At 69.7% G+C, this 19,757-nt stretch carries 17 protein-coding genes; 11 read left to right on the forward strand and 6 right to left on the reverse strand.

Annotated elements, in window-relative coordinates; genetic code table 11:
- Positions 1-72: 72 nt before the first annotated feature.
- The gene (locus tag ABIC53_RS02955; protein ID WP_354450296.1) at positions 73-1,077 is read left to right on the forward strand and encodes a CPBP family intramembrane glutamic endopeptidase; all 1,005 of its coding nucleotides are present in this window, start codon (positions 73-75) and stop codon (positions 1,075-1,077) included.
- 24 nt (positions 1,078-1,101) lie between these two features.
- Here ABIC53_RS02955 and ABIC53_RS02960 read toward each other — a convergent pair whose 3' ends face one another.
- The 3 genes from ABIC53_RS02960 to ABIC53_RS02970 are packed head-to-tail and all read right to left on the reverse strand — an operon-like array spanning position 1,102 to position 4,810.
- Positions 1,102-2,745 carry a DNA repair helicase XPB gene (locus ABIC53_RS02960; RefSeq protein ID WP_354450298.1) on the reverse strand — a complete coding sequence of 548 codons (1,644 nt, stop codon included), beginning with the start codon at positions 2,743-2,745 and terminating at the stop codon, positions 1,102-1,104.
- Between the two features lie 60 nt (positions 2,746-2,805).
- Positions 2,806-4,533, reverse strand: coding sequence for a helicase-associated domain-containing protein (locus ABIC53_RS02965; RefSeq protein WP_354450300.1), 1,728 nt, complete (start codon positions 4,531-4,533; stop codon positions 2,806-2,808).
- A gap of 1 nt (position 4,534) precedes the next feature.
- Positions 4,535-4,810, reverse strand: a complete 276-nt coding sequence (locus ABIC53_RS02970) for a multidrug ABC transporter ATPase (RefSeq protein WP_354450302.1) — start codon at positions 4,808-4,810, stop codon at positions 4,535-4,537.
- Between the two features lie 112 nt (positions 4,811-4,922).
- Between ABIC53_RS02970 and ABIC53_RS02975 the strand changes: the two genes are divergently transcribed.
- Both ABIC53_RS02975 and ABIC53_RS02980 read left to right on the forward strand, forming a co-directional pair.
- Positions 4,923-5,306, forward strand: coding sequence for a cold-shock protein (locus ABIC53_RS02975; protein WP_023954781.1), 384 nt, complete (start codon positions 4,923-4,925; stop codon positions 5,304-5,306).
- Entirely contained in the window at positions 5,290-6,024 is a 735-nt protein-coding gene (locus ABIC53_RS02980) for a DUF3027 domain-containing protein (protein ID WP_354450304.1), read from the forward strand. Before ABIC53_RS02975 ends, ABIC53_RS02980 begins: the two co-directional genes overlap by 17 nt.
- Before the next feature lie 74 nt (positions 6,025-6,098).
- Here ABIC53_RS02980 and serC read toward each other — a convergent pair whose 3' ends face one another.
- On the reverse strand, positions 6,099-7,211 hold the full coding sequence (gene serC / locus ABIC53_RS02985; protein ID WP_114588337.1) for a phosphoserine transaminase: 1,113 nt from the start codon (positions 7,209-7,211) through the stop codon (positions 6,099-6,101).
- Positions 7,212-7,335: 124 nt separating this feature from the next.
- On the opposite strand from serC, the gene ABIC53_RS02990 reads away from it, so the two are divergent.
- From ABIC53_RS02990 to ABIC53_RS03000, 3 genes are all read left to right on the forward strand, one after another.
- Complete coding sequence (locus tag ABIC53_RS02990) at positions 7,336-8,034, forward strand: iron-dependent transcriptional repressor DtxR (protein ID WP_094259799.1); 699 nt, start codon at positions 7,336-7,338, stop codon at positions 8,032-8,034.
- Between the two features lie 242 nt (positions 8,035-8,276).
- The gene (locus ABIC53_RS02995) at positions 8,277-9,182 is read left to right on the forward strand and encodes a M23 family metallopeptidase (RefSeq protein ID WP_114588336.1); all 906 of its coding nucleotides are present in this window, start codon (positions 8,277-8,279) and stop codon (positions 9,180-9,182) included.
- A 314-nt stretch (positions 9,183-9,496) separates the two neighbouring features.
- On the forward strand, positions 9,497-9,994 hold the full coding sequence (locus ABIC53_RS03000) for an HNH endonuclease (RefSeq protein WP_114588335.1): 498 nt from the start codon (positions 9,497-9,499) through the stop codon (positions 9,992-9,994).
- A gap of 16 nt (positions 9,995-10,010) precedes the next feature.
- Here the strand turns inward: ABIC53_RS03000 and ABIC53_RS03005 are convergent, their stop codons facing one another.
- On the reverse strand, positions 10,011-10,655 hold the full coding sequence (locus tag ABIC53_RS03005; protein ID WP_354450308.1) for a TetR/AcrR family transcriptional regulator: 645 nt from the start codon (positions 10,653-10,655) through the stop codon (positions 10,011-10,013).
- Between the two features lie 76 nt (positions 10,656-10,731).
- Here ABIC53_RS03005 and ABIC53_RS03010 point away from each other — a divergent pair, with 76 nt between their 5' ends.
- From ABIC53_RS03010 to ABIC53_RS03030, 5 genes are all read left to right on the forward strand, one after another.
- Positions 10,732-11,655, forward strand: coding sequence for an ABC transporter ATP-binding protein (locus ABIC53_RS03010; protein WP_354450310.1), 924 nt, complete (start codon positions 10,732-10,734; stop codon positions 11,653-11,655).
- Position 11,656: 1 nt separating this feature from the next.
- A complete protein-coding gene (locus tag ABIC53_RS03015; RefSeq protein ID WP_354450312.1) occupies positions 11,657-12,412 on the forward strand; it encodes an ABC transporter permease in 756 nt (251 codons plus the stop codon).
- Positions 12,413-12,595: 183 nt separating this feature from the next.
- A complete protein-coding gene (imuA', locus tag ABIC53_RS03020; RefSeq protein WP_354452146.1) occupies positions 12,596-13,297 on the forward strand; it encodes a DnaE2-dependent mutagenesis accessory factor ImuA' in 702 nt (233 codons plus the stop codon).
- Position 13,298: 1 nt separating this feature from the next.
- The gene (locus tag ABIC53_RS03025; protein ID WP_354450314.1) at positions 13,299-14,840 is read left to right on the forward strand and encodes a DNA polymerase Y family protein; all 1,542 of its coding nucleotides are present in this window, start codon (positions 13,299-13,301) and stop codon (positions 14,838-14,840) included.
- Positions 14,840-18,247, forward strand: a complete 3,408-nt coding sequence (locus ABIC53_RS03030) for an error-prone DNA polymerase (RefSeq protein WP_354450316.1) — start codon at positions 14,840-14,842, stop codon at positions 18,245-18,247. The genes ABIC53_RS03025 and ABIC53_RS03030 overlap by 1 nt, the downstream gene beginning before the upstream one ends.
- 86 nt (positions 18,248-18,333) lie before the next feature.
- Here ABIC53_RS03030 and ABIC53_RS03035 read toward each other — a convergent pair whose 3' ends face one another.
- Positions 18,334-19,707 (reverse strand): alpha-amylase family glycosyl hydrolase, encoded by a 1,374-nt coding sequence (locus tag ABIC53_RS03035; protein WP_354450318.1) that lies wholly within the window; start codon positions 19,705-19,707, stop codon positions 18,334-18,336.
- Between the last annotated feature and the right edge of the window lie 50 nt (positions 19,708-19,757).

Raw genomic sequence — 19,757 nt, forward strand, 5'->3', positions numbered from 1 at the left:
CGGATCCCATCGGTTTGCTGGATATCGCGCCGCAGGGGGTCGACCTGGTAGGGGTCGCGAGAGGATGGAGGCATGCCGCGTCCGATCGATTCCGACCGTCTCGCATTCCATCGGCTCGTCTTCGCACGTCGTCGTTCGGGGTGGTGGACCCCGCTCGCGGTCGGCGCCGTCGGCGTCATCTTCTTCCTCGCCATGCTGCTCGTCGTCGCGCTCGCGGCGCTTCTCATCGCGCTGTCGAGCGACGACGCGGCTCGGGCGCTGAACCGCGTGCTCGAGACCTCCGAGTCCCTGGATGTGACGAACCCGCTGTCGCTGCTGGTCGGCCTCGGCGCCATCGCACTGCTGCTGCCCGCGTACCTGCTCGCGTCGCTCCTCATCAACGGACGTCGTCTCGGGTTCGCCTCCGCCGTCTTCGGGCGGCTGCGCTGGCGCTGGCTGATCGTGTGCGTCGGACTCGCCGTGGCCATGGCGGTCGTCGTCGCGATCGTCACCTCGCTACTCCCGGCCGAGCAGAGCGGAGCATCGCTCACGCCCCCGGCGGGTGCCACGCTGTGGCTGAGTCTGCTCGTGGTCATTCTCGTCGTGCCGGTCCAGGCCGCCGCCGAGGAGTACATCTTCCGCGGCTACCTGATGCAGTCGATCGGGCGGTGGCTGCGGCATCCGCTGTTCGCCATCCTGCTGCCGGTGCCCCTCTTCGTCATCGGGCACCTCTACGACCCGGTCGGTCAGGCAGCCGTCGCGCTCTTCGCGATCGCCGCGGGCTGGCTCACGTGGCGCACCGGCGGACTCGAGGCCGCGATCGCGGTGCACATCGTCAACAACCTGCTGGCCTTCGTGACCGGGATCGCGACGGGAGCCGACCCGGCGGCGGCGGATGTCGGCTGGGTCAGCTTCGCGACGTCGGTGCTGCTGCTCGGGGGCTACTGTCTCGCCGTCGAGCTCGTGCTGCGGCGGCGACCGATCGCGCGCACGTACGGCCTGCCGCGGACCCAGCTGCCGCCGCCGATCCCTATGCCGACGCCGACGGCGACCGTGCCGCTTCCCGGCGAGCCGACGCCCGAGCTCACCAAGCCCTGACACGTCCGCCGTGGGGCGACCGGCTCAGGCCGCTTCGAGCTTCTCGGCGTCGAGGATCGTGTAGCTGTACCCCTGCTCGGCGAGGAAGCGCTGCCGGTTCTGTGCGAAGTCCTGGTCGACGGTGTCGCGCGCGATGAGCGTGTAGAAGCTCGCGGTGTGACCGTTGGACTTCGGCCGCAGCAGACGCCCGAGTCGCTGCGCCTCCTCCTGGCGCGAGCCGAACGATCCCGAGACCTGAATGGCGACAGAGGCGTCGGGGAGGTCGATCGAGAAGTTCGCGACCTTCGACACGATCAGCACGGGGATCTCACCCGTTCGGAACGCCTCGTACAGTTCCTCGCGCTCGTCGACGGGCGTCGAACCCGTGATCTTCGGCGCTCCCAGCGCGTCGGACAGCACGTCGATCTGATCGAGGTACTGCCCGATCACGAGGATCTGCTCGCCCGCGTGCTTCGCGACGAGGTCGCGGACGACCCCGATCTTCGCGTGCGCGGTGGCAGCCAGGCGGTACCGCTCGTCGTCGGCCGAGGCCGCGTACTCGAGGCGGTCGGATGCCGGCAGGTCGACGCGCACCTCGTAGCAGACGGCGGGGGAGATGAAGCCCTGTGCCTCGATCTCCTTCCACGGCGCGTCGAAGCGCTTGGGGCCGATGAGGCTGAACACGTCGCCTTCGCGGCCGTCCTCCCGGACGAGGGTCGCGGTGAGGCCGAGCCGGCGTCGCGCCTGCAGGTCGGCGGTGAGCTTGAACACGGGGGCGGGCAGCAGGTGCACCTCGTCGTACACGACGAGACCCCAGTCGAGCGCGTCGAGGAGCGCGAGGTGGGCGTATTCGCCTTTCCGCTTCGCGGTGAGGATCTGGTAGGTCGCGATCGTGACCGGCTTGACCTCCTTCGACTGACCGGAGTACTCGCCGATCTCCTCCGGAGTCAGACTCGTGCGCTTCAGCAGCTCGTTGCGCCACTGCCGCGCGCTGACGGTGTTGGTCACGAGGATGAGCGTGGTCGTCTTCGTGTCGGCCATCGCCGCGGCTCCGACGAGCGTCTTGCCCGCGCCGCAGGGGAGCACCACCACACCCGAGCCGCCCTCGGTGAAGATGTCGACCGCCTTGCGCTGGTAGGGGCGCAGGCTCCAGCCGTCCTCGTGCAGCTCGATCTCGTGCGGCGTGCCCGGCGTGAAGCCGGCGAGGTCTTCGGCGGGCCAGCCGATCTTCAGCAGCTCCTGCTTGATCTGGCCGCGGGCCCAGGCGTCGATGACATACGTGTCGGGCGTGGGGTTGCCCAGGAGCAGCGGCTGGATGCGCTTGTTGCGCGTGACCTCGGAGAGAACGGCCGCGTCGCTCGAACGCAGGATCAGGGTGCCCTCGTCGTCGCGCTCGATGACCAGGCGTCCGTAGCGCGTGACCGTCTCGCGGATGTCGGTCGACACCGACGGCGGCACGGGGAAGCGTGACCAGCGGTCGAGCGTGGCCAGCATGTCTTCGGCATCGTGCCCCGCGGCGCGTGCGTTCCACAGTCCCAGGCGCGTGATGCGATAGGTGTGGATGTGCTCGGGCGCCCGCTCGAGCTCGGCGAAGATCGCGAGCTCGTGCCGCGCATCCTCTGCGCTCGGGTGGGCGACTTCCAGCAGCACGGTGCGGTCGCTCTGGACGATCAGGGGGCCATCAGCCATAACGAGCAATCGTACCGGTGCTCAGCCGACGTCGGCCTGCGCGGAGCGTCCCTGCGATGCTCAGGTCAGCCGGGCGGAGACGATGCTCGACACCGGCAGAGTGCGTTCGACATCCGAGGCGCGGTCGCGCCCGCGCAGCCGGCCGCCGCCCAGTCCTGTCGCTTCGAGCACGAAGTCACGTGTCGAGCCGTCCGGCAGGCGCACGCTCACCTCGATCACCGCGCGTGCCTTGACCGCCTGCTCGAGCTCGCGGCCCAGCCACGCGGCATCCGCGTCGTCGGAGGAATGGGCTCGGCGCATGCGCTCGATGAGAGGCAGGAAGCGGGTGTCGTCGGCGCCCCCCGGTGCGTCGTCCGCCGATGCGGCCAGCTTGGCGCGGTCGAGGATCCGTACCTGTCCGTTCTCGTCGACCGCGGCGACGGGGTAGCGAGCGTCGCTCAGCATCCAGAAGACAGCGTCGACCGAGCTGCGGCTGATGAGCCGGTCGCCATCGTGCACGAGCCCGAGCGGACGCAGTGCCTGATCGACGGCGAGCGTGTCGAGGGCACCCTGGTCGGATGCCGTGACCTGCGTTCGACCGGTGGGGTCGGAGCCCACGCGCAGTCGGCCGTGGCGGCCGGCCGCCCGTTCGAGCTCGTACGCCAGCGGCTGCGGCAGGCCGGTCAGCGAGATCGCGGTGAGGAACTCGGCAAGGGATGCCGGATCCTCTCCGGCCGCGAGCGCCGCTCCGATCGATTCGGCGGAGAACCGGTAGGTCGACGCCTGCGCGCGCGACTCGCGTCGCGCCGCCCGGCGCAGCCGCGCATCGATCGCGGGCTCGAGGGGGCCCGGCGCGATCGCCGTGAGGTCGTTCTGAAGGAAGATGCGGTCGACCTCGCCGGGCAGGTGCGCCTGCAGCGTCACCCGGTCGACGTCGCCGCCGTTCGCGAGCGCCGTCGCCCAGGCTGCGGGGCGCCCCGATGCGTCGATGATCGCCCACAGCCGCCACCGCGCCGTCAGGCGCTCGGCACGCACGGACCACTGCGGATCGAGCGGATAGGCGAGGTGCCACTGCGCCGGCGGCTGCCATCCGCCGTCCGTCGTCCGCAGAGCCGCCGGGAGCGCGTCGCGCAGGCGGCCGGCGGTGTCGGCCCAGCGATCGGCGGAGCCACGGAGCAACCAGCCGGTTCCCTCGGTCGTCACCCGCCACTCGCGGTCGACCGGACCGAGGAGCCCGGCGTCGAGACCGATCCCGATCACGAGGTCGGCTGTCTCGGCATCCGCCACCGCTCCTGCTTCGATCAGGCGGCGGCGGTCGGCGGCACCCAGGGTTCCCGCACCGGTGCGTCCGAGGGGCGACGGCTGCGTCAGCGACAGGACATCGGCGAGTGACGAGAGCGCGGTGAAGGCGCGTTCGGCCAGCTGCGCATCGTCCTCCGGCGAGCCCGTCGTGATGGAACGGCCGGGGGTCTCGGGGCGGGGGACATCGCGCCACGCCGCAGCGGCACCGGCGTAGGGCATCCCGCCAGGAGAGACGAACCCGAGATGCAGCAGGGCGTCGCGTGCCGGACCGGGCGGAACCGCATCGCCGGAGGCGACCGCGTCGTCCATGGCTTCGACGAGCGGCCGGGAGAGAAGCGGAGCGGCCTTGGCCACCGCCGCGGGATCGAGCAGGGCCTCGGCGGCGTCGAAGAAGTCGGCCCAGGCGACGTCGGGCGAGACGCGGCGTCGACGCAGCAGGTCCGTCAGGACGTCGTCGTCGACCGTGGCGAGCCAGCTCGCGAGGGCACGGGCGTCGACGGGAGACACGTCACCGGCCCTTGTTGGCCCGGCTCCGTCGGATGAAGGTCATGATCAGCACCGTCAGCAGCAGGGCGAACGCGACGGGCGGCGCGATCCACACGATGGCGCTGACCGTGGGCCACGCTCCGGTGCCGAAGTCTGCCTGCTCCATGCCGGTCGCGGTGCCGATGATGATCGCGAAGAAACAGATGATCGCCAGAATCAGCAGCCCCAGCGACATGAACGCGAGGATGCGGTCGATACGGCGGACCGGAAGGTCGTCGCCCGTGCTGCGCGTGCTCATCCGCATCAGCGTAGCGGTTCGCAGTGGTGCCGTAGGCTGGTTACCGGGGCTGACACGGCCCCGGCATTCCGTTCTGCCCGCGAAACGCGGTCCGTGACAGCGAGGTACGCACATGCCCACCGGCAAGGTCAGGTTCTACGACGACGAGAAGGGGTTCGGCTTCATCTCCTCCGATGACGGCCAGGACGTCTTCCTGCACGCCACGGCACTCCCGGCGGGCACCGAGTCGCTCAAGCCCGGCACGCGCCTCGAGTTCGGTGTCGCTGACGGCAAGCGCGGTCTGCAGGCGCTGGCCGTCCGCGTGCTCGAGGCTCCCGTGAGTCTGAGCAAGCGCAACCGCAAGCCCGCGGACGACATGGCGATCATCGTCGAGGACCTCGTGAAGCTCCTCGACGGCATCGGCGCCGATCTCCGTCGCGGCCGCTACCCCAGCTCGGGTCACGGCAAGAAGATCGCCGCGGTGCTGCGCAAGGTCGCCGATGACCTCGACGCCTGAGTCCGCCGACACGTCGGCGCCGGACGAGGTCGGAGTCATCGAGCCTGCGTCCGACGAGGTCGCGGCGTCCGACGACGCGCCCGAGCCGGTCGCGGTCGACGAACGTCTGCTCGCCGCTCACGATCTCGCCCTGGCTGCGCTCGCCGAGATCACGCCCCCGTCGACCGTCGGCGATCCCGTCGACTACGTCGTCGAGGCCGAAGGCGTCGTCTCCCTCCGCTTCGCCAACCGTCTGGCCGGCTACCCCGGGTGGCTGTGGACGGTCAGCGTCGCCGTGGTCGAAGATGCCGAGCCGACCGTGCTCGAGGTCGAGCTGCTCCCGGCCGTCGGAGCGCTGCTCGCTCCCGAGTGGGTTCCGTGGGCCGTGCGGCTCGCGGACTACCAGGCCGCTCAGGCCGCCGCGGACGATGACGACGCGGACAGCGACGATGACGACGCGGACGATCTCGACGACGACGCGGCCGATCTCGATGATGACGCGGACGACCTCGACGACGACGCGGACGAGGACGACTTCGCGGACGGCAGCACGGCGGTCACCCACGCGGGCGACGTCGACGGGGTCGACATCGACGCGCTCGATTCCGGCGCTGCCGATGACGACGAAGACGACTCGGATGACGACGAGTTCGACGACGATGATGACGACTCGGACGAGGACGATGATTCGGACGAGGACGACGACTCCGACCACGACGAATCGCCCTGGGAGCGCTGACCGCTCGAACGGGAACGAAGAAGGGATGCCGCGCGGTGCGGCATCCCTTCGGTCGTCTCAGCGGCGTTACGTCCTCAGAGACGGTCGATCGTGTAGTCGATGCACTTGATCAGCTGGCGCACGTCGTCGGGCTCGATCGAGACGAACGTCGCGATGCGCAGCTGGTTGCGGCCCAGCTTGCGGTACGGCTCGGTGTCGACGATGCCGTTGCCGCGCAGGCTCTTGGCGACGGCAGCGGCATCGACGGTGTCGTCGAAGTCGATCGTCACCACGACGGGCGAGCGGTCGGCGGGATCGGCGACGAACGGCGTCGCGTGCTCGGATGCCTCGGCCCAGTCGTACAGCGCGGAGGAGGATTCTGCGGTGCGGTCAGCCGCCCACTGCAGGCCGCCGTTGCTGTGGATCCACTCGAGCTGCTTGTCGAGCAGGTAGAGCGTCGCGACGGCGGGGGTGTTCAGCGTCTGGTTGAGTCGCGAGTTGTCGAGCGCATTCTTCAGGCTCAGGAACTCGGGGATGTAGCGGCCCGAGGCGGCGACCCGCTCGATCCGCTCGATCGCGGCGGGGGAGACCGCGGCGAACCAGATGCCGCCATCGGAGCCGAGGTTCTTCTGCGGGGCGAAGTAGTAGACGTCGCACTGCGAGACCGAGAAGTCGATGCCGCCGGCCGCGCTCGTGGCATCGATGACGGTCAGCGCGCCTTCGTCGCCGACGACGCGGCGCACGGGGGCGGCGACACCGGTCGACGTTTCGTTGTGGGGCCAGGCGTACACGTCGACGCCCTCCACAGCCTCGGCCGAGATGCTCGAGCCGGGCTCGGCCTTGCGGATGTCGGGAGCCTGGAGCCAGGGCGCGGATGCGGCCGCGCCGAACTTGCCGCCGAACTCGCCGAAGACGAGGTTCTGGCTGCGGTTCTCGATGAGGCCGAATGCCGCGGCATCCCAGAACGCGGTCGATCCGCCGTTGCCGAGGATGATCTCGTATCCGTTGGGCAGCCGCAGCAGATCGGACAGGCCGGAGCGGACCTGGCCGACGAGGCTCTTCACCGGCGATTGGCGGTGCGACGTGCCGAGCAGGATCGAGCCGGGACCCGACAGGGCGGCGACCTGCTCGGGGCGGATCTTGGCGGGACCGCAGCCGAAGCGGCCGTCGCGGGGAAGGATGTCTCGGGGCAGGGTGACGTGCGCCATGAGCCGATTCTAGGGGCGGCGTCCGGGCCCGCCGTGCCATGAGCAGGAGGTAAGGGCAGCCTCGCATGTCCTCACCAGCGGATAGGCTGGGATCCTCCCGACCACGCGCACGACAAGGGCTGTGATGACCGATCTCATCGACACGACAGAGATGTATCTGCGTACCATCCTCGAACTCGAGGAAGAGGCGATCGTCCCCCTGCGTGCACGCATCTCCGAGCGCCTCGGGCACTCCGGCCCCACCGTCTCGCAGACGGTCGGCCGCATGGAGCGCGACGGACTCGTCGTCGTGTCGGAAGACCGCTCGCTCGAGCTGACCGACAGCGGCCGGCAGAAGGCAGTCGACGTCATGCGCAAGCACCGTCTCGCCGAGCGCCTGCTCAGTGATGTCATCGGACTCGACTGGGCCTATGTCCACGAAGAGGCCTGCCGCTGGGAGCACGTGATGAGCGAGCTCGTCGAGCGTCGCCTCATCGAGCTGCTCGGTCACCCCACCGAATCGCCCTACGGCAACCCGATCCCCGGTCTCGACCAGCTCGGGGATGTGCCTGCGCGCACCTTCGACGACGGTGTGGTGGGCCTCGTGCGTCTGCTGAACGAGACCGGCGGGCCGATCGAGGGCACCGTGCGACGGCTCGCCGAGCCGGCCCAGGTCGACCCCGAACTGCTGCAGCAGCTGCGGGCAGCGGGCGTCGTCCCCGGCCGCGACGGCACGTTCCAGTTCTCGGAGGGGTACGTCCTCGTTCAGATGGACGGTGTCGACGAGGGGCTCGAGCTACCCGTCGAGGTCGCGTCGCACATCTTCCTCACGCGTCGCGACTGAGTCCGCGAGCGTTCGGCCACCGGACCTGAGCGTCCGGTGGGGAAGGGAACGACAGCGTGACTTATTCGTTACCTTCCGGTAGCCTCGAGAAGTCTTCAGGCGAGAAGCCCGTCCGAGACCGCTGCATGGATTGCCTCTTCGGCTCGTCGTCCACGCGGTGACACCCGAATGTCGCGTGGACCTACACGCGCAGTGTCGACGAGCCAGCGCAGACCATCGCGCAGAGGCGCCGGAGGACTGATTTGGCTGAACACAACGATTCGTCGGTAGACGTACCCGAGGTCGACGCGACGAATCCCGAACGCTCTGGTCGCGCCCTGCGTGCCCGCCGCTTCCCGACAGCGAAGAAGCAGACGCGGGACGTCGCGACCATCGAGAACCGCGCTTCCCGCCGGAGCCGTCGCCGGGTCCACCCCGTTCGCAGCACCTTCACCGTCGCTGCCGTGGTCGGCCTTGTCGCCACCGTCGCCATCCCGGCCTTCGCCGCCGTGCGCGGTACGTCGGCCGACGCGATGACGCTGCAGCAGGTCGCCGCAAACAATGCGCAGTCGATCGTCGTCGCGTCCGAGGTCGGACCCGCGTCTCTCGACCGCAGCGGCTTCACGGCGACCACGCCCGAAGAGATCAAGAAGAAGAAGGACGAGGAGGCCGCCGCCAAGGCAGCCGCCGAGGCCCTCGCGAACCGCATCTCCGCGAGCAGCTCGACCGCCTCGTCGTCGACGTCGTACAGCCAGTCGATCCCGCTCGTCGCGCCGGGTTCCGGTCTCGTGCGTCGTCCGCTGATGTCGTTCAACAACTTCGGCACCCCCTACGCCGGTCACCGTGGCACCGACTACATGGCCGACCGTGGCACGCCGATCTACTCGGTCGCCGACGGCACGGTCGTCGCGTCGAGCGAGAGCGGTCCGGGCTGGGGCGTATACGTCAAGGTCGCGCACAACATCAACGGCACGAACGTCACGAGCCTCTACGCGCACATGGACTGGGGCACCCGCGCGGTGCAGGTCGGCGACACCGTCTCGGCGGGACAGCTGCTCGGCCAGGTCGGTGACACGGGTCGCGCGTTCGGAACGCACCTGCATCTCGAGATCGTGGTCGACGGCGCGTACATGAACGCCGAGTCGTGGCTCGTCGCGAACGCGGGCTGACGACACGCATCATCCGTTCATCTCCCGTCGACCTTCCTGGGGTCGAGGGTGTATTACCCTGAACGCGACGCTCGCGCACGCCGAGGGGGAGCCGATGGGACCAGTACCGGGCATTCGAACCGTGAATGCAATCGGTCGCTACGTCCTGCGGCATCGTGTGCACCACTGCGGCCTCGGCCGTGAATCAAGGCGCTGTCTTCATGACAGCGCCTTTTTTCGTGCTCGCACCCTCGCGGGACCTGCCCGCACGGCATGCGCGACGTCGGTCATCGAACATCCGCTGAAGCCGTCAGGGCAGTTCGTGAGGACAGGAAATGCGCACTCTGGTACTGAACGCCGGGTATGAGCCACTCGCTGTGGTGTCGTTCCGTCGGGCCCTCCTCCTGGTGTTGAACGACAAAGCGACGATCGTCGAGCACGTCGTCCACGATCCCGTTCTCGGGATCGATGGAACGTACGAACGCCCGGCGGTGATCGTTCTGACCCGGTACGTCCGTATCCCGAATGCGCGCCGCGTGCCGGTGACGCGGCGTGGCGTGCTCCGCCGCGACGCGCACCGATGCGCCTATTGCGGGAAGGCGGCGTCGACGATCGACCACGTCATGCCGCGCTCGCGCGGGGGCAGCAACTCGTGGGAGAACCTCGTCGCCTGCTGCCTGCGATGCAACAACCTCAAGAGCGACCACACTCCGCAGGAGATGGGGTGGGAGCTGCGATGGCTGCCGAAGCCCCCGCGAGGCCCGCAGTGGGCGGTGCGGGGCACGGAGCGATCCGACCCACGGTGGGAGCCGTACCTGAGTCTCGCCGCCTGATCGCCGCGGTGCGCGCCTACCGCGCTCTCGGGCCGTAAGCGCGCAGGAATGCGCCGGCGCCATCGGTCATGATCTGTCGGACCCGCTCGGCGTCCGTCCGGCGGCGAGCGGGCTCGTTGAGAACCCGGAGCGTCGTGAGCGCGTGAAAATGCTCGGCGGCGAGTCCCGGGTCGTCGAGGTCGAGCAGACCCTCGGTCGCGAAGTGAGCGAAGCGCTCGGCGAGAACGTCGGCGTGCGCTCGGTCCAGCGGGTGGTCCTCGAGTTCGGGCAGGAGCGACTCGTTCTCCGAGATCAGCTTGACAGCGGCTGCGTAGTTCGTCGACGTGGCGAGGAACCCCCCGAGGTCGGCGGCGAACGCGATCACAGCCTGGTGCAATCCATCGCGGCCGTCGATAGCGACGGTGTCCGGCAGGTGCGTCTCGGCCAGCTCGCGGAGGGTGTTCACGGCCGCCTCGCCCGCGCTCTCGACCACTCCGAGCAGCAGCCGCCGTTTATCTCCGTAGTAGTCGTAGACGGTGCGCTTGGAGACACCCGCGCGCGCCGAAACGGCATCCATACTCGAGCGCTCGACACCCACCTCGACGAAGAGCTCTCGCGCCGCCGCGAGTATCGCGGAGCGCTTCTGCTCCTGGCCCTGCCTGACCGGCCTCGCATCGCTCATCGTCATCCTTTGCTCTTCCCGAACTCTACACCGACCAGTGCAGCAAAACTACACGGTACGGTGTAGTGTACCTGCCGTGCAGAAGACAACGCAGGCATCTCTCCAAGCTCACGATCTCGTCAAGCGCTATGGAACCGTCACCGCCGTGGACGGCCTGTCATTCCAGGTTCGGCCCGGGATCGTGACCGGCTTCCTCGGGCCGAACGGGGCGGGCAAGTCCACCACTCTCCGCATGTTCCTCGGCCTGGACAAGCCCACGAGCGGCGCCGCGACCGTGAACGGGCATCGTCTGCATGAGTTGCCCCATCCGATGCGGGTGATCGGCGCGATGCTCGATGCGCGTGCCGTTCATCCGCGGCGTACGGCCGTGGATCATCTCGCGTCCGTCGCGCGTGCTGGAGGCATGCCACGGGGTCGAGTCGGGGAGGTTCTGGAGTTGGTGGGCCTGGCTGAAGCAGGGAGCCGGCCGGCCGGCGACTTCTCGCTCGGGATGAAGCAACGGCTGGGGATCGCCACGGCGTTGATCGGCGACCCCGGCATTGTCATCTTCGACGAACCTCTCAACGGGCTCGACCCGGAAGGCATTCGCTGGGCTCGATCCCTGATGCGCGAGCTCGCTGCGGAAGGCCGATCGGTGCTGTTCTCGAGCCATCTGATGGGTGAGATGCAACTGACGGCGGATCACCTCATCGTGATCAACCACGGTCGTCTGCTCGCCGACCAGTCTTTGGACGCATTCATCGCCTCGCACACGAACGAGTACGTCCGCGTTCGGACTCCGAATGCCGATGTCCTGCGTGATGCGCTCCGGCGAGCCGGGCTTCCGGTTCGGGCGGACGCCGATCGCAACGACGTCCTCGTCGTCTCGGGGACGACGACGGAGAGCGTCGGCCGCATCGCAGCCGCCTCCGGCGCCGAGGTGTTCGAGCTCACCCTCGTTCGGGACTCGCTCGAAGACGCGTTTCTCGCCATGACCACGATCGAGCAGAAGGCCGCCTGACATGAACCTCTTCGCTTCCGAATGGATCAAAGCCCGCAGTGTCCACAGCACCTGGATCCTCGCTGCCTCGGCAGTCGTCGTGACGGTGATGGTCAGCCTGCTGGGGGTGAGCGGGCTCGTGGCCGATTGGCAGGCCGCGCTCCCTTCCGATTTCGACCCCACCGGCATCAGCTTCAAGGGCATCCTGGTCGGTCAGATCCTCCTCGCGACCATCGGATCGCAGGCCATCACCAGTGAATACGGCTCGGGGCAGATCATCACGAGCCTCGCCATCGTGCCCCGGCGCGGGGCCCTCCTGGCTTCGAAGCTCGGAGTTTCGGCGCTCATCGGCTTGGTCGTGGCAGTCGCGGCGGTGGCAGGCAGCTTCGGTGCCACGCAGGCCGCGCTCGCTGCGGCCGGTCTGCCCGTGTCGGCACTCGATGACCCTGGAACTGCTCGGGCCATCGTCTGTGCGATCGTGTACCTCGTCCTCACGGCCGTCCTCGGCCTCGGATTCGGCATCATCACGCGAAGCTCTTCCGGTGCGCTCGCGATCATCGTGACCGTCGCGCTTCTCGTGCCCGCTCTCGCCCCGGGGATGCCCGGGGTCATCGGTGAGTTCGCGGGTACCTACTGGCCCACGACGGCCGGCCAGGCCTCGTACGCTGTCGGGACGACCAGCGGGATGCCGCCGCTGGTGGGACTCGGGATCATGGCGATCTTCACGCTATGGACGACGCTCGCCGCTCTTCTCGTCCTCAGAACGCGTGACGTGTGAGACGACCTTCCGCATCCGGTAGTTCGTCAGCGGCGGACCGGTAGGGGCGCAGGGTCACGGGTGGGGTGTCGGAGGCGTTCACGCGATCCAATCTGCCAGGCGATGTCGGAAGTCGGTCGTATCTTCGATCTCGACATTGATGGTCTAGAACATATGTTCTACCCTTGCTGAGTGAGGTCGATCATGCGCAATCCCGCTGCCGCCGAGGACGTGCAGCGACTGCGCGCGCAGATGGAGCGGATGCAGGGGCGCCGCCTCGATGCTCCGGTGCTGCCGACCCATCCTGCCCTGGCCGGACTGCTGCCCGGGCGAGGGCTGCGGCCCGGCGCCGCCTATTCGCTCGGCTCGTCGTCCTCGCTGCTGTTCGCCCTGCTCGCCCAGCCGTCGCAGACCGGGTCGTGGTGCGGTGTGGTCGGGATGCCGGGCTTCGGGGCCGAAGCGGCGGAGCATGCCGGGGTCGACCTGTCCCGCGTCGTGCTGATCCCCGATCCGGGTGCACGGTGGCTCGCTGTCACCGCGACGATCGCCGACGTCCTTCCCGTCGTCGCGGTGCGTCCGCCCGAGCGGGCGAAAGACTCCGACATCGCCAAGCTCGCCGGCCGGCTGCGCGACCGCGGCACGGTGCTGCTCGTGCAGGGGCCGTGGCCGCAGACCGAGGCGATGCTCGACGTCACCGATCCGCGGTGGTCGGGGTTGGGCGACGGCGATGGGTACCTCAGCGACCGCGAGCTGACGGTCACCGTGTCGAGCCGGCGGTTCCCGGTTCCCCGATCGGCGCGGATGCTGCTGCCCGCGCCCGATGGTGCGATCTCGGCTGCTCCGCAGGAGCGGGCTCTCGCGGGCGGCCCGATCGTCGAGCCGATCCCGATGCGACGGGCGGTCTGACATGGGGGAGCAGGAGGCGACGGCACCGGTACGCAGCCTCGTGGTGTGGGTTCCCGACTGGCCGGTCGTGGCGTCCGTGCGCGAAAGCGGCGGCGATCCGAACGCGCCGATCGCGGTCTTCGAGAAGGGCGTGGTCATCGCGTGTTCGGCGGCCGCGCGGGCCGACGGCGTCGCACGTGGGCAGCGTCGCCGTGACGCGCAGGCCCGATGTCCCGCGCTGCAGGTGGCCGACGCGGACGCGGTGCGCGATCACCGAGAGTTCGCGCCGATCGTGGCGCGCCTCGAAGAGATGGCGCCGGGAGTGCAGGTGCTCGAGGCAGGGCTCTGCGCGCTGCGCGTGCGCGGCCCCGCACGTTTCTACGGCGGTGAGACCGAGGCCGCCGGCGCGCTGCTGGCCGCGGTGGCCGAGGGCGACCTCGACGTGCGGGCCGGTGTCGCCGACGGACCCTTCACGGCGCAGCAGGCCGCGCGGATGAGCACCCGCCCCGACCGGCCCATCCGGGTGGTCGAGGCCGGGCGCTCGGCGGAGTTCCTCGCACCGTTGACGATCGCGGTGCTCGACGACGACTCCGTCGACCTCTTCGCCCGGCTCGGCGTGCAGACCCTCGGCGACCTCGCCGCGATCGAGCCCGAACGACTGGTCGAACGCTTCGGCCCCCGCGGCGCGCGCTTGCACGGCCTCGCCTCCGGCGCCGATTCGCGCCCGGTGGTACCGCGCACCCCGCCGCCCGAGCTGCACCGCGAGGTCTCGTTCGAGCCTCCGCTCGACCTCGCCGACCAGGTCGCGTTCGGCATGAGGGTCGCGGCCGAGGAGTTCATCTCCGGACTCGGCGCGGTCGATCTCGTGTGCACCGAGCTGCGCGTCATCCTCACCGGCGACCGGGGCGAGACGAGCAACCGCGTCTGGCTCCACCCCGGCACCTTCGACGCCGCCGCCGTCGTCGACCGGGTGCGCTGGCAGCTGGCCGAGAGCGGCAAGCTCACCAGCGGTGTCGCTCGGGTCAAGATCGAGCCCGAAGCGGTGGATGCGGCATCCCATCACGCCGTCTCGCTGTTCGGCTCCGGTCCCGAGCAGCGGGTGCACCACGCCCTGTCGCGGGTGCAGGCGATGCTCGGCCACACGGGCGTCGTGACCCCGGTCGTGGGCGGTGGCCGCTGGCTCGCCGAGCGGCAGGTGCTCGTGCCGTGGGGTGACCGCCCGGTGACGAGCTCGCGCGAGCGGCCCTGGCCGGGCAGCCTGCCCGATCCGCTGCCCGCGACGGTCTTCGAGCGGGCGCTGCCGCTGGCTGTCGTCGATCGGGAGGGCGACATGGTGGCCGTCGACGGGCGGGGCGAGCTGACGGCGATCCCGGCCGCTCTGGTGTCGTCGACCGGGTCGCGCGGCATCCGCTCGTGGGCGGGGCCGTGGCCGGTGATCGAGCGGGCGTGGGATGCCGCGCGAGCGCGCCATGCCCACCGCTTCCAGATGGTCGATGCCACCCAGACCGCGTGGCTGCTGGTGTGCGACGGCGGCGAATGGTCGGTCGAGGGGCGGTACGACTGATGGGCTTCAACAACCCCTCGGTGCCGTGGTCCGAGATGGAGCGGCTGCTCAGCGGAAACCGCGCGCCGAGCGCGCCGCCGGGTGCGGACGGGGGCGACAGTCCCGCGTGGTCGCGCAAGCGGGGCAAGTACTCCGCGCCGAGAATCGAGCGTCCCGAGAACGCGGTGCCATACGCCGAGCTGCACGCGCACACGTCGTACTCGTTCCTCGACGGGGCCTCATCGCCCGAAGAGCTGGCTGAAGAGGCCGAACGGCTGGGGCTGCACGCCCTGGCTGTCACCGATCACGACGGGTTCTATGGCATCGTCCGCTTCGCCGAGGCCGCCGAGCAGCTGGCCGTGAAGACCGTGTTCGGGGCGGAGCTGTCGCTCGATCTGCCGCAGCGCGTCGGCGCCGCGCGCAACGAGGCCGACCCGCCGGGCGAGCATCTGCTCATCCTCGCCCGCGGCGAAGAGGGGTACCACCGGCTGGCGCGGGCGCTCACGCAGGGCCAGCTCGCGGGAGCGGAGAAGGGCAAGCCCCGGTACCGGCTCGACGATCTGGCCGACATCGCCGGAGGCGAATGGAGCATCCTCACCGGATGCCGCAAGGGAGCAGTGCGTCGGGCGCTCATCGAGCGCGGACCGGATGCTGCCGCCGCCGAGCTCGACGCTCTGGTCGACCGGTTCGGGCGCGACGCCGTCGAGGTCGAGCTGATGGACCACGGCGAGCCGCTCGACTCGCGGCACAACGACATCCTCGCCGGCCTCGCGCGTGAGCGCGGCCTGCCGATCCTCGCGACGAACAACGTGCACTACGCCGTGCCCGATCGCGCCCACCTCGCTGCCGCGATCGCGGCGGTCCGGGCCAACCGCGGTCTCGACGAGCTCGACGGGTGGCTGCCGTCCCACGCCGGGGCGCACCTGCGGTCGGGAGCCGAGATGACGCGGCGCTTCCGCCGGTTCCCCGGAGCCGTGGCGCGCACCGTCGAGCTTGCCGACGAGCTCGCTTTCCCGCTGCGCCGGGCCAAGCCCGCCCTGCCGAAGCTTCCCGTTCCCGAGGGGCACACGCCGATGTCGTGGTTGCGGCACCTCGTGTGGGAGGCCGTGCCGCGCAAGTACCCGAACCTCCCGCCCGAAGACCGCGACCGCATCGAGCGAGAGCTCGCGGTCATCGAGCAGAAGGACTTCCCCGGCTACTTCCTCATCGTTTACGGCATCGTGCAAGAGGCGCGGCGTCGCGGCATCCTGTGCCAGGGGCGAGGATCGGCGGCCAACAGCGCCGTCTGCTACCTGCTCGACATCACCGCGATCGACTCCATCTACTACCGGCTGCCGTTCGAGCGCTTCCTCTCCGCCCTGCGCGAGGAGGAACCCGACATCGACGTCGACTTCGACTCCGACCGGCGCGAGGAGATCATCCAGTGGGTCTACGCCACCTACGGGCGCGAGCGGGCGGCGCAGGTGGCGAACGTCATCCAGTACCGGCCCAAGAACGCCGTGCGCGACATGGCGAAGGCCCTCGGGCATTCCCCGGGACAGCAGGATGCCTGGTCGAAGCAGGTCGAACGCTGGGGTGCGACCCTCGACACGGGTCCCGACCACGACATCCCCGAGCGGGTGCTCAGCTATGCCGCCGAGCTGTTGAAGGCTCCCCGGCATCTGGGCATCCACTCGGGCGGCATGGTGCTGACCGATCGTCCTGTCGGCGAGGTCGTGCCGATCGAGCATGCCCGGATGCAGGACCGCACCGTCATCCAGTGGGACAAAGACGACGCCGCCTGGATGGGCCTGGTGAAGTTCGATCTGCTGGGCCTCGGGATGCTCGCCGCGCTGCAGTACTGCTTCGACCTCATCGAGGGGGCGACGGGGGAGAGGTTCGAGCTCTCGACGCTGCCGAAGGAGGAAGCCGCCGTCTACGACATGCTGTGCCGGGCCGACTCGATCGGGGTGTTCCAGGTCGAGTCTCGCGCGCAGATGGGCCTGCTGCCGCGCCTGCAGCCGCGACGGTTCTACGACCTCGTGATCGAGATCGCGCTCATCCGGCCGGGGCCCATCCAGGGCGGTGCCGTGCACCCGTACGTGCGCCGCAAGCTCGGATACGAGAAAACGACGTATCCGCACGAGAAGCTCAAGCCCGTGCTCGAACGCACGCTCGGGGTGCCGGTCTTCCAGGAGCAGCTCATGCAGATGGGCATGGTCATCGGCGGACTCTCGGGCGAGGATGCCGACCTGCTGCGTCGTGCGATGGGCTCCAAGCGCGGCATCGAGCGCATCGATTCGCTCAAGCAGAAGCTCTACGAGGGCATGGCCGAGAACGGCCTGGTGGGGGATGCCGCCGACGACATCTACGCGAAGATCCAGGCGTTCGCGAACTTCGGCTTCGCCGAGAGCCACTCGCTGTCGTTCGGCCTGCTCGTCTACGCCAGCTCGTGGATCAAGCTGCACTACCCGGCGGCGTTCCTCGCGGGGCTGCTGCGGGCTCAGCCAATGGGCTTCTACTCGCCGGCAACGCTGGCGGCCGATGCCCGCCGTCACGGGGTCGAGGTGCGGCGCCCCGACCTGCAGCTCTCGGGGGCCGAGGCCGTGCTCGAACCCGTGTCGGGCGAGGCGGGGCGGTCGGGGCCGACGGGCCGAGACAGCTGCCTTGGCGAGCAGCCTCCCGTGCCGGTCTTCGACATCAATGCCCCCGACGAGTCCGCGGCGCATCGCCGCGACGGTGCATTCGCGGTGCGGCTCGGGCTCGCCGCGGTCACCGGCATCGGCAAGAGGCTCGCCGAGCGGATCGTCGCCGAGCGCGAGACATCCGGCCCCTATCGCGACATGCGCGACCTGGTGCGCCGCACCGGCGCCGACACGACGCAGCTCGAAGCGCTCGCTACCGCGGGAGCGCTGGAGTGCTTCGGGCACACCCGTCGCGAGGCGATCTGGCTGGCGGGATCGGCCGCGCAGGACCGCATCGAGTACCTGCCCGATTCGCTCATCGCCGTGCAGCCGCCGTTGTTCACCGACCAGTCGAGTTACGACGTGCTGGCCTCCGACCTCTGGGCCACGGGCATCTCACCCGACGACCATCCGATGACCCATTACCGCTCGCAGCTCGATGCGCGCGGCGTGCTCACCGCGAACGACCTGCGACAGCACGAGTCGGGGCGCCGCGTCGAGATCGCCGGGCTCGTCACCCACCGGCAGCGGCCGGCGACGGCATCCGGCATCACGTTCCTCAACCTCGAGGACGAGCACGGACTGATGAACGTCATCTGCTCGACGGGCATGTGGCACCGCTACCGGAGGGTCGTGCGTGACAGCCCGGCACTCATCGTCCGCGGCATCCTCGAGCGGTCGAACGAGGGGGTCGTGAACATCCTCGCCGACGCCTTCGAAGACCTGCGGGTGGGGGTGAGGCACCAGTCACGAGACTTCCGCTGAGCCGGCGCCACCGCGCGACCCGATGCGAGCCGACGCGAATGGTCGTCACGCGTGGGGGACAACCGCCATCTGGGTCGGGTCGCGGGTCAGGCGGGGGTAGCCGATAGCACTGCCCAGCCGCGCGGGGGAAGGGATGCCTCGCCGGCGTGCCTGTCGATGTCGTCGGCCAGCGATCCGGCGAGCAGCCGCGTCGCATCGGCCACCGGCACGGTCACCGGCGCGTCGCCGACGTTGAGCGCCGTGACGACGGCATCCGTTCCCGTCGCGGTCCGCAGCACGATTGCGGTGTTGTCGATATGGATGACGTCGGTGTGCGCGCGATGCAACCAGGGATGCTGCCGGCGCACGGCGATCAGCTGCTGATGGGTGCGGAGGATGTGCTGCGCGGTCTCGGGCAGTGACTCGGGTGCGGGCGGCGCATCGGGGAACTCGGGGCGCACCGCGTCGTCGCCGCCGAGACGTTCCTCCTTCACCGCCTCGTAGCCGTACTCGTCGCCCGCATACACCGACGGCACCCCCGCCACGGTGAACAGCGCCGCCAGCGCGTGCGGCACCAGGTCGGGGCCGATCGCCGAGGCGATCCGCGTGACGTCGTGGTTGCCGACGAAGGTCTGCGGAGCGAAGACCGACAGCAGCTCGTTGTTCCGCTCGATCGCGTGCTTCAGCTCGAAGAGGTTGCGGTCGGCGATGCCATGCCAGATGCCCTGCCACAGCTCGTACTGCGTGAGCGAGTCGATCGTCGACTCCTCGACGATGCGAGCGGCGTCGCCGTGGATGACCTCGCCGAGGAACCATGCCTCGAGGTACTCGGCGCGAACCCGCGGCAGCACTCTCGCCCAGAAGGCGGACGGCACAGCGTATGCGGCATCCAGTCGCCAACCGTCGATGCCGCGACCCAGCCAGTGGGTCATCACCTCGACGACGAGATCCGCGACAGCGGGGGAGTCGTGGTTCAGCGTGACCAGGGCGTCGTGCCCCTCGAAGACGTCGGCGTCGACCGGCTCGCCGGGCCGCCAGCCGTCCCACCGCACGCGGAAGAGCTCGGCGGTGTCGGCTTCCGGCCCCTGCTCTTCCAGAACCGCGAACGCAGGGTGCTCGCGCCCCACATGGTTGAAGACACCGTCGAACAGCACGCGGATGCCGCGGTCGTGGGCCGCCGCGATCAGACGGTCGATGTCGCCGTCATCACCGAGCCGGGCATCGATGCGGAAGTAGTCGACGGTGTCGTATCCGTGCGTGCTCGAGGGGAAGACCGGGCCGAGGAGCAGCCCGTTCAGGCCGAGCTCGACGACGTGATCGAGCCAGCCCTCGATGCGGTTCAGCCGGTGCTCGACGGGCTGGTCTGCGGCGCCGGCATCCGACTGGCCGTCGTCGTCGGCGCCGTCCGGCCGGATCGGTGCTCCCGTGAACCCCAGCGGGTACACGTGCCACAACATGACGGTCTCGGCCCAGTTGCTCATCCCCGCAGTCAACACGAGCGGATGCCGGATAGGGAACGACGTGCGAGACG

It is taken from the genome of Microbacterium sp. 1262, assembly GCF_040544895.1.
Lineage (GTDB): Bacteria > Actinomycetota > Actinomycetes > Actinomycetales > Microbacteriaceae > Microbacterium > Microbacterium plantarum.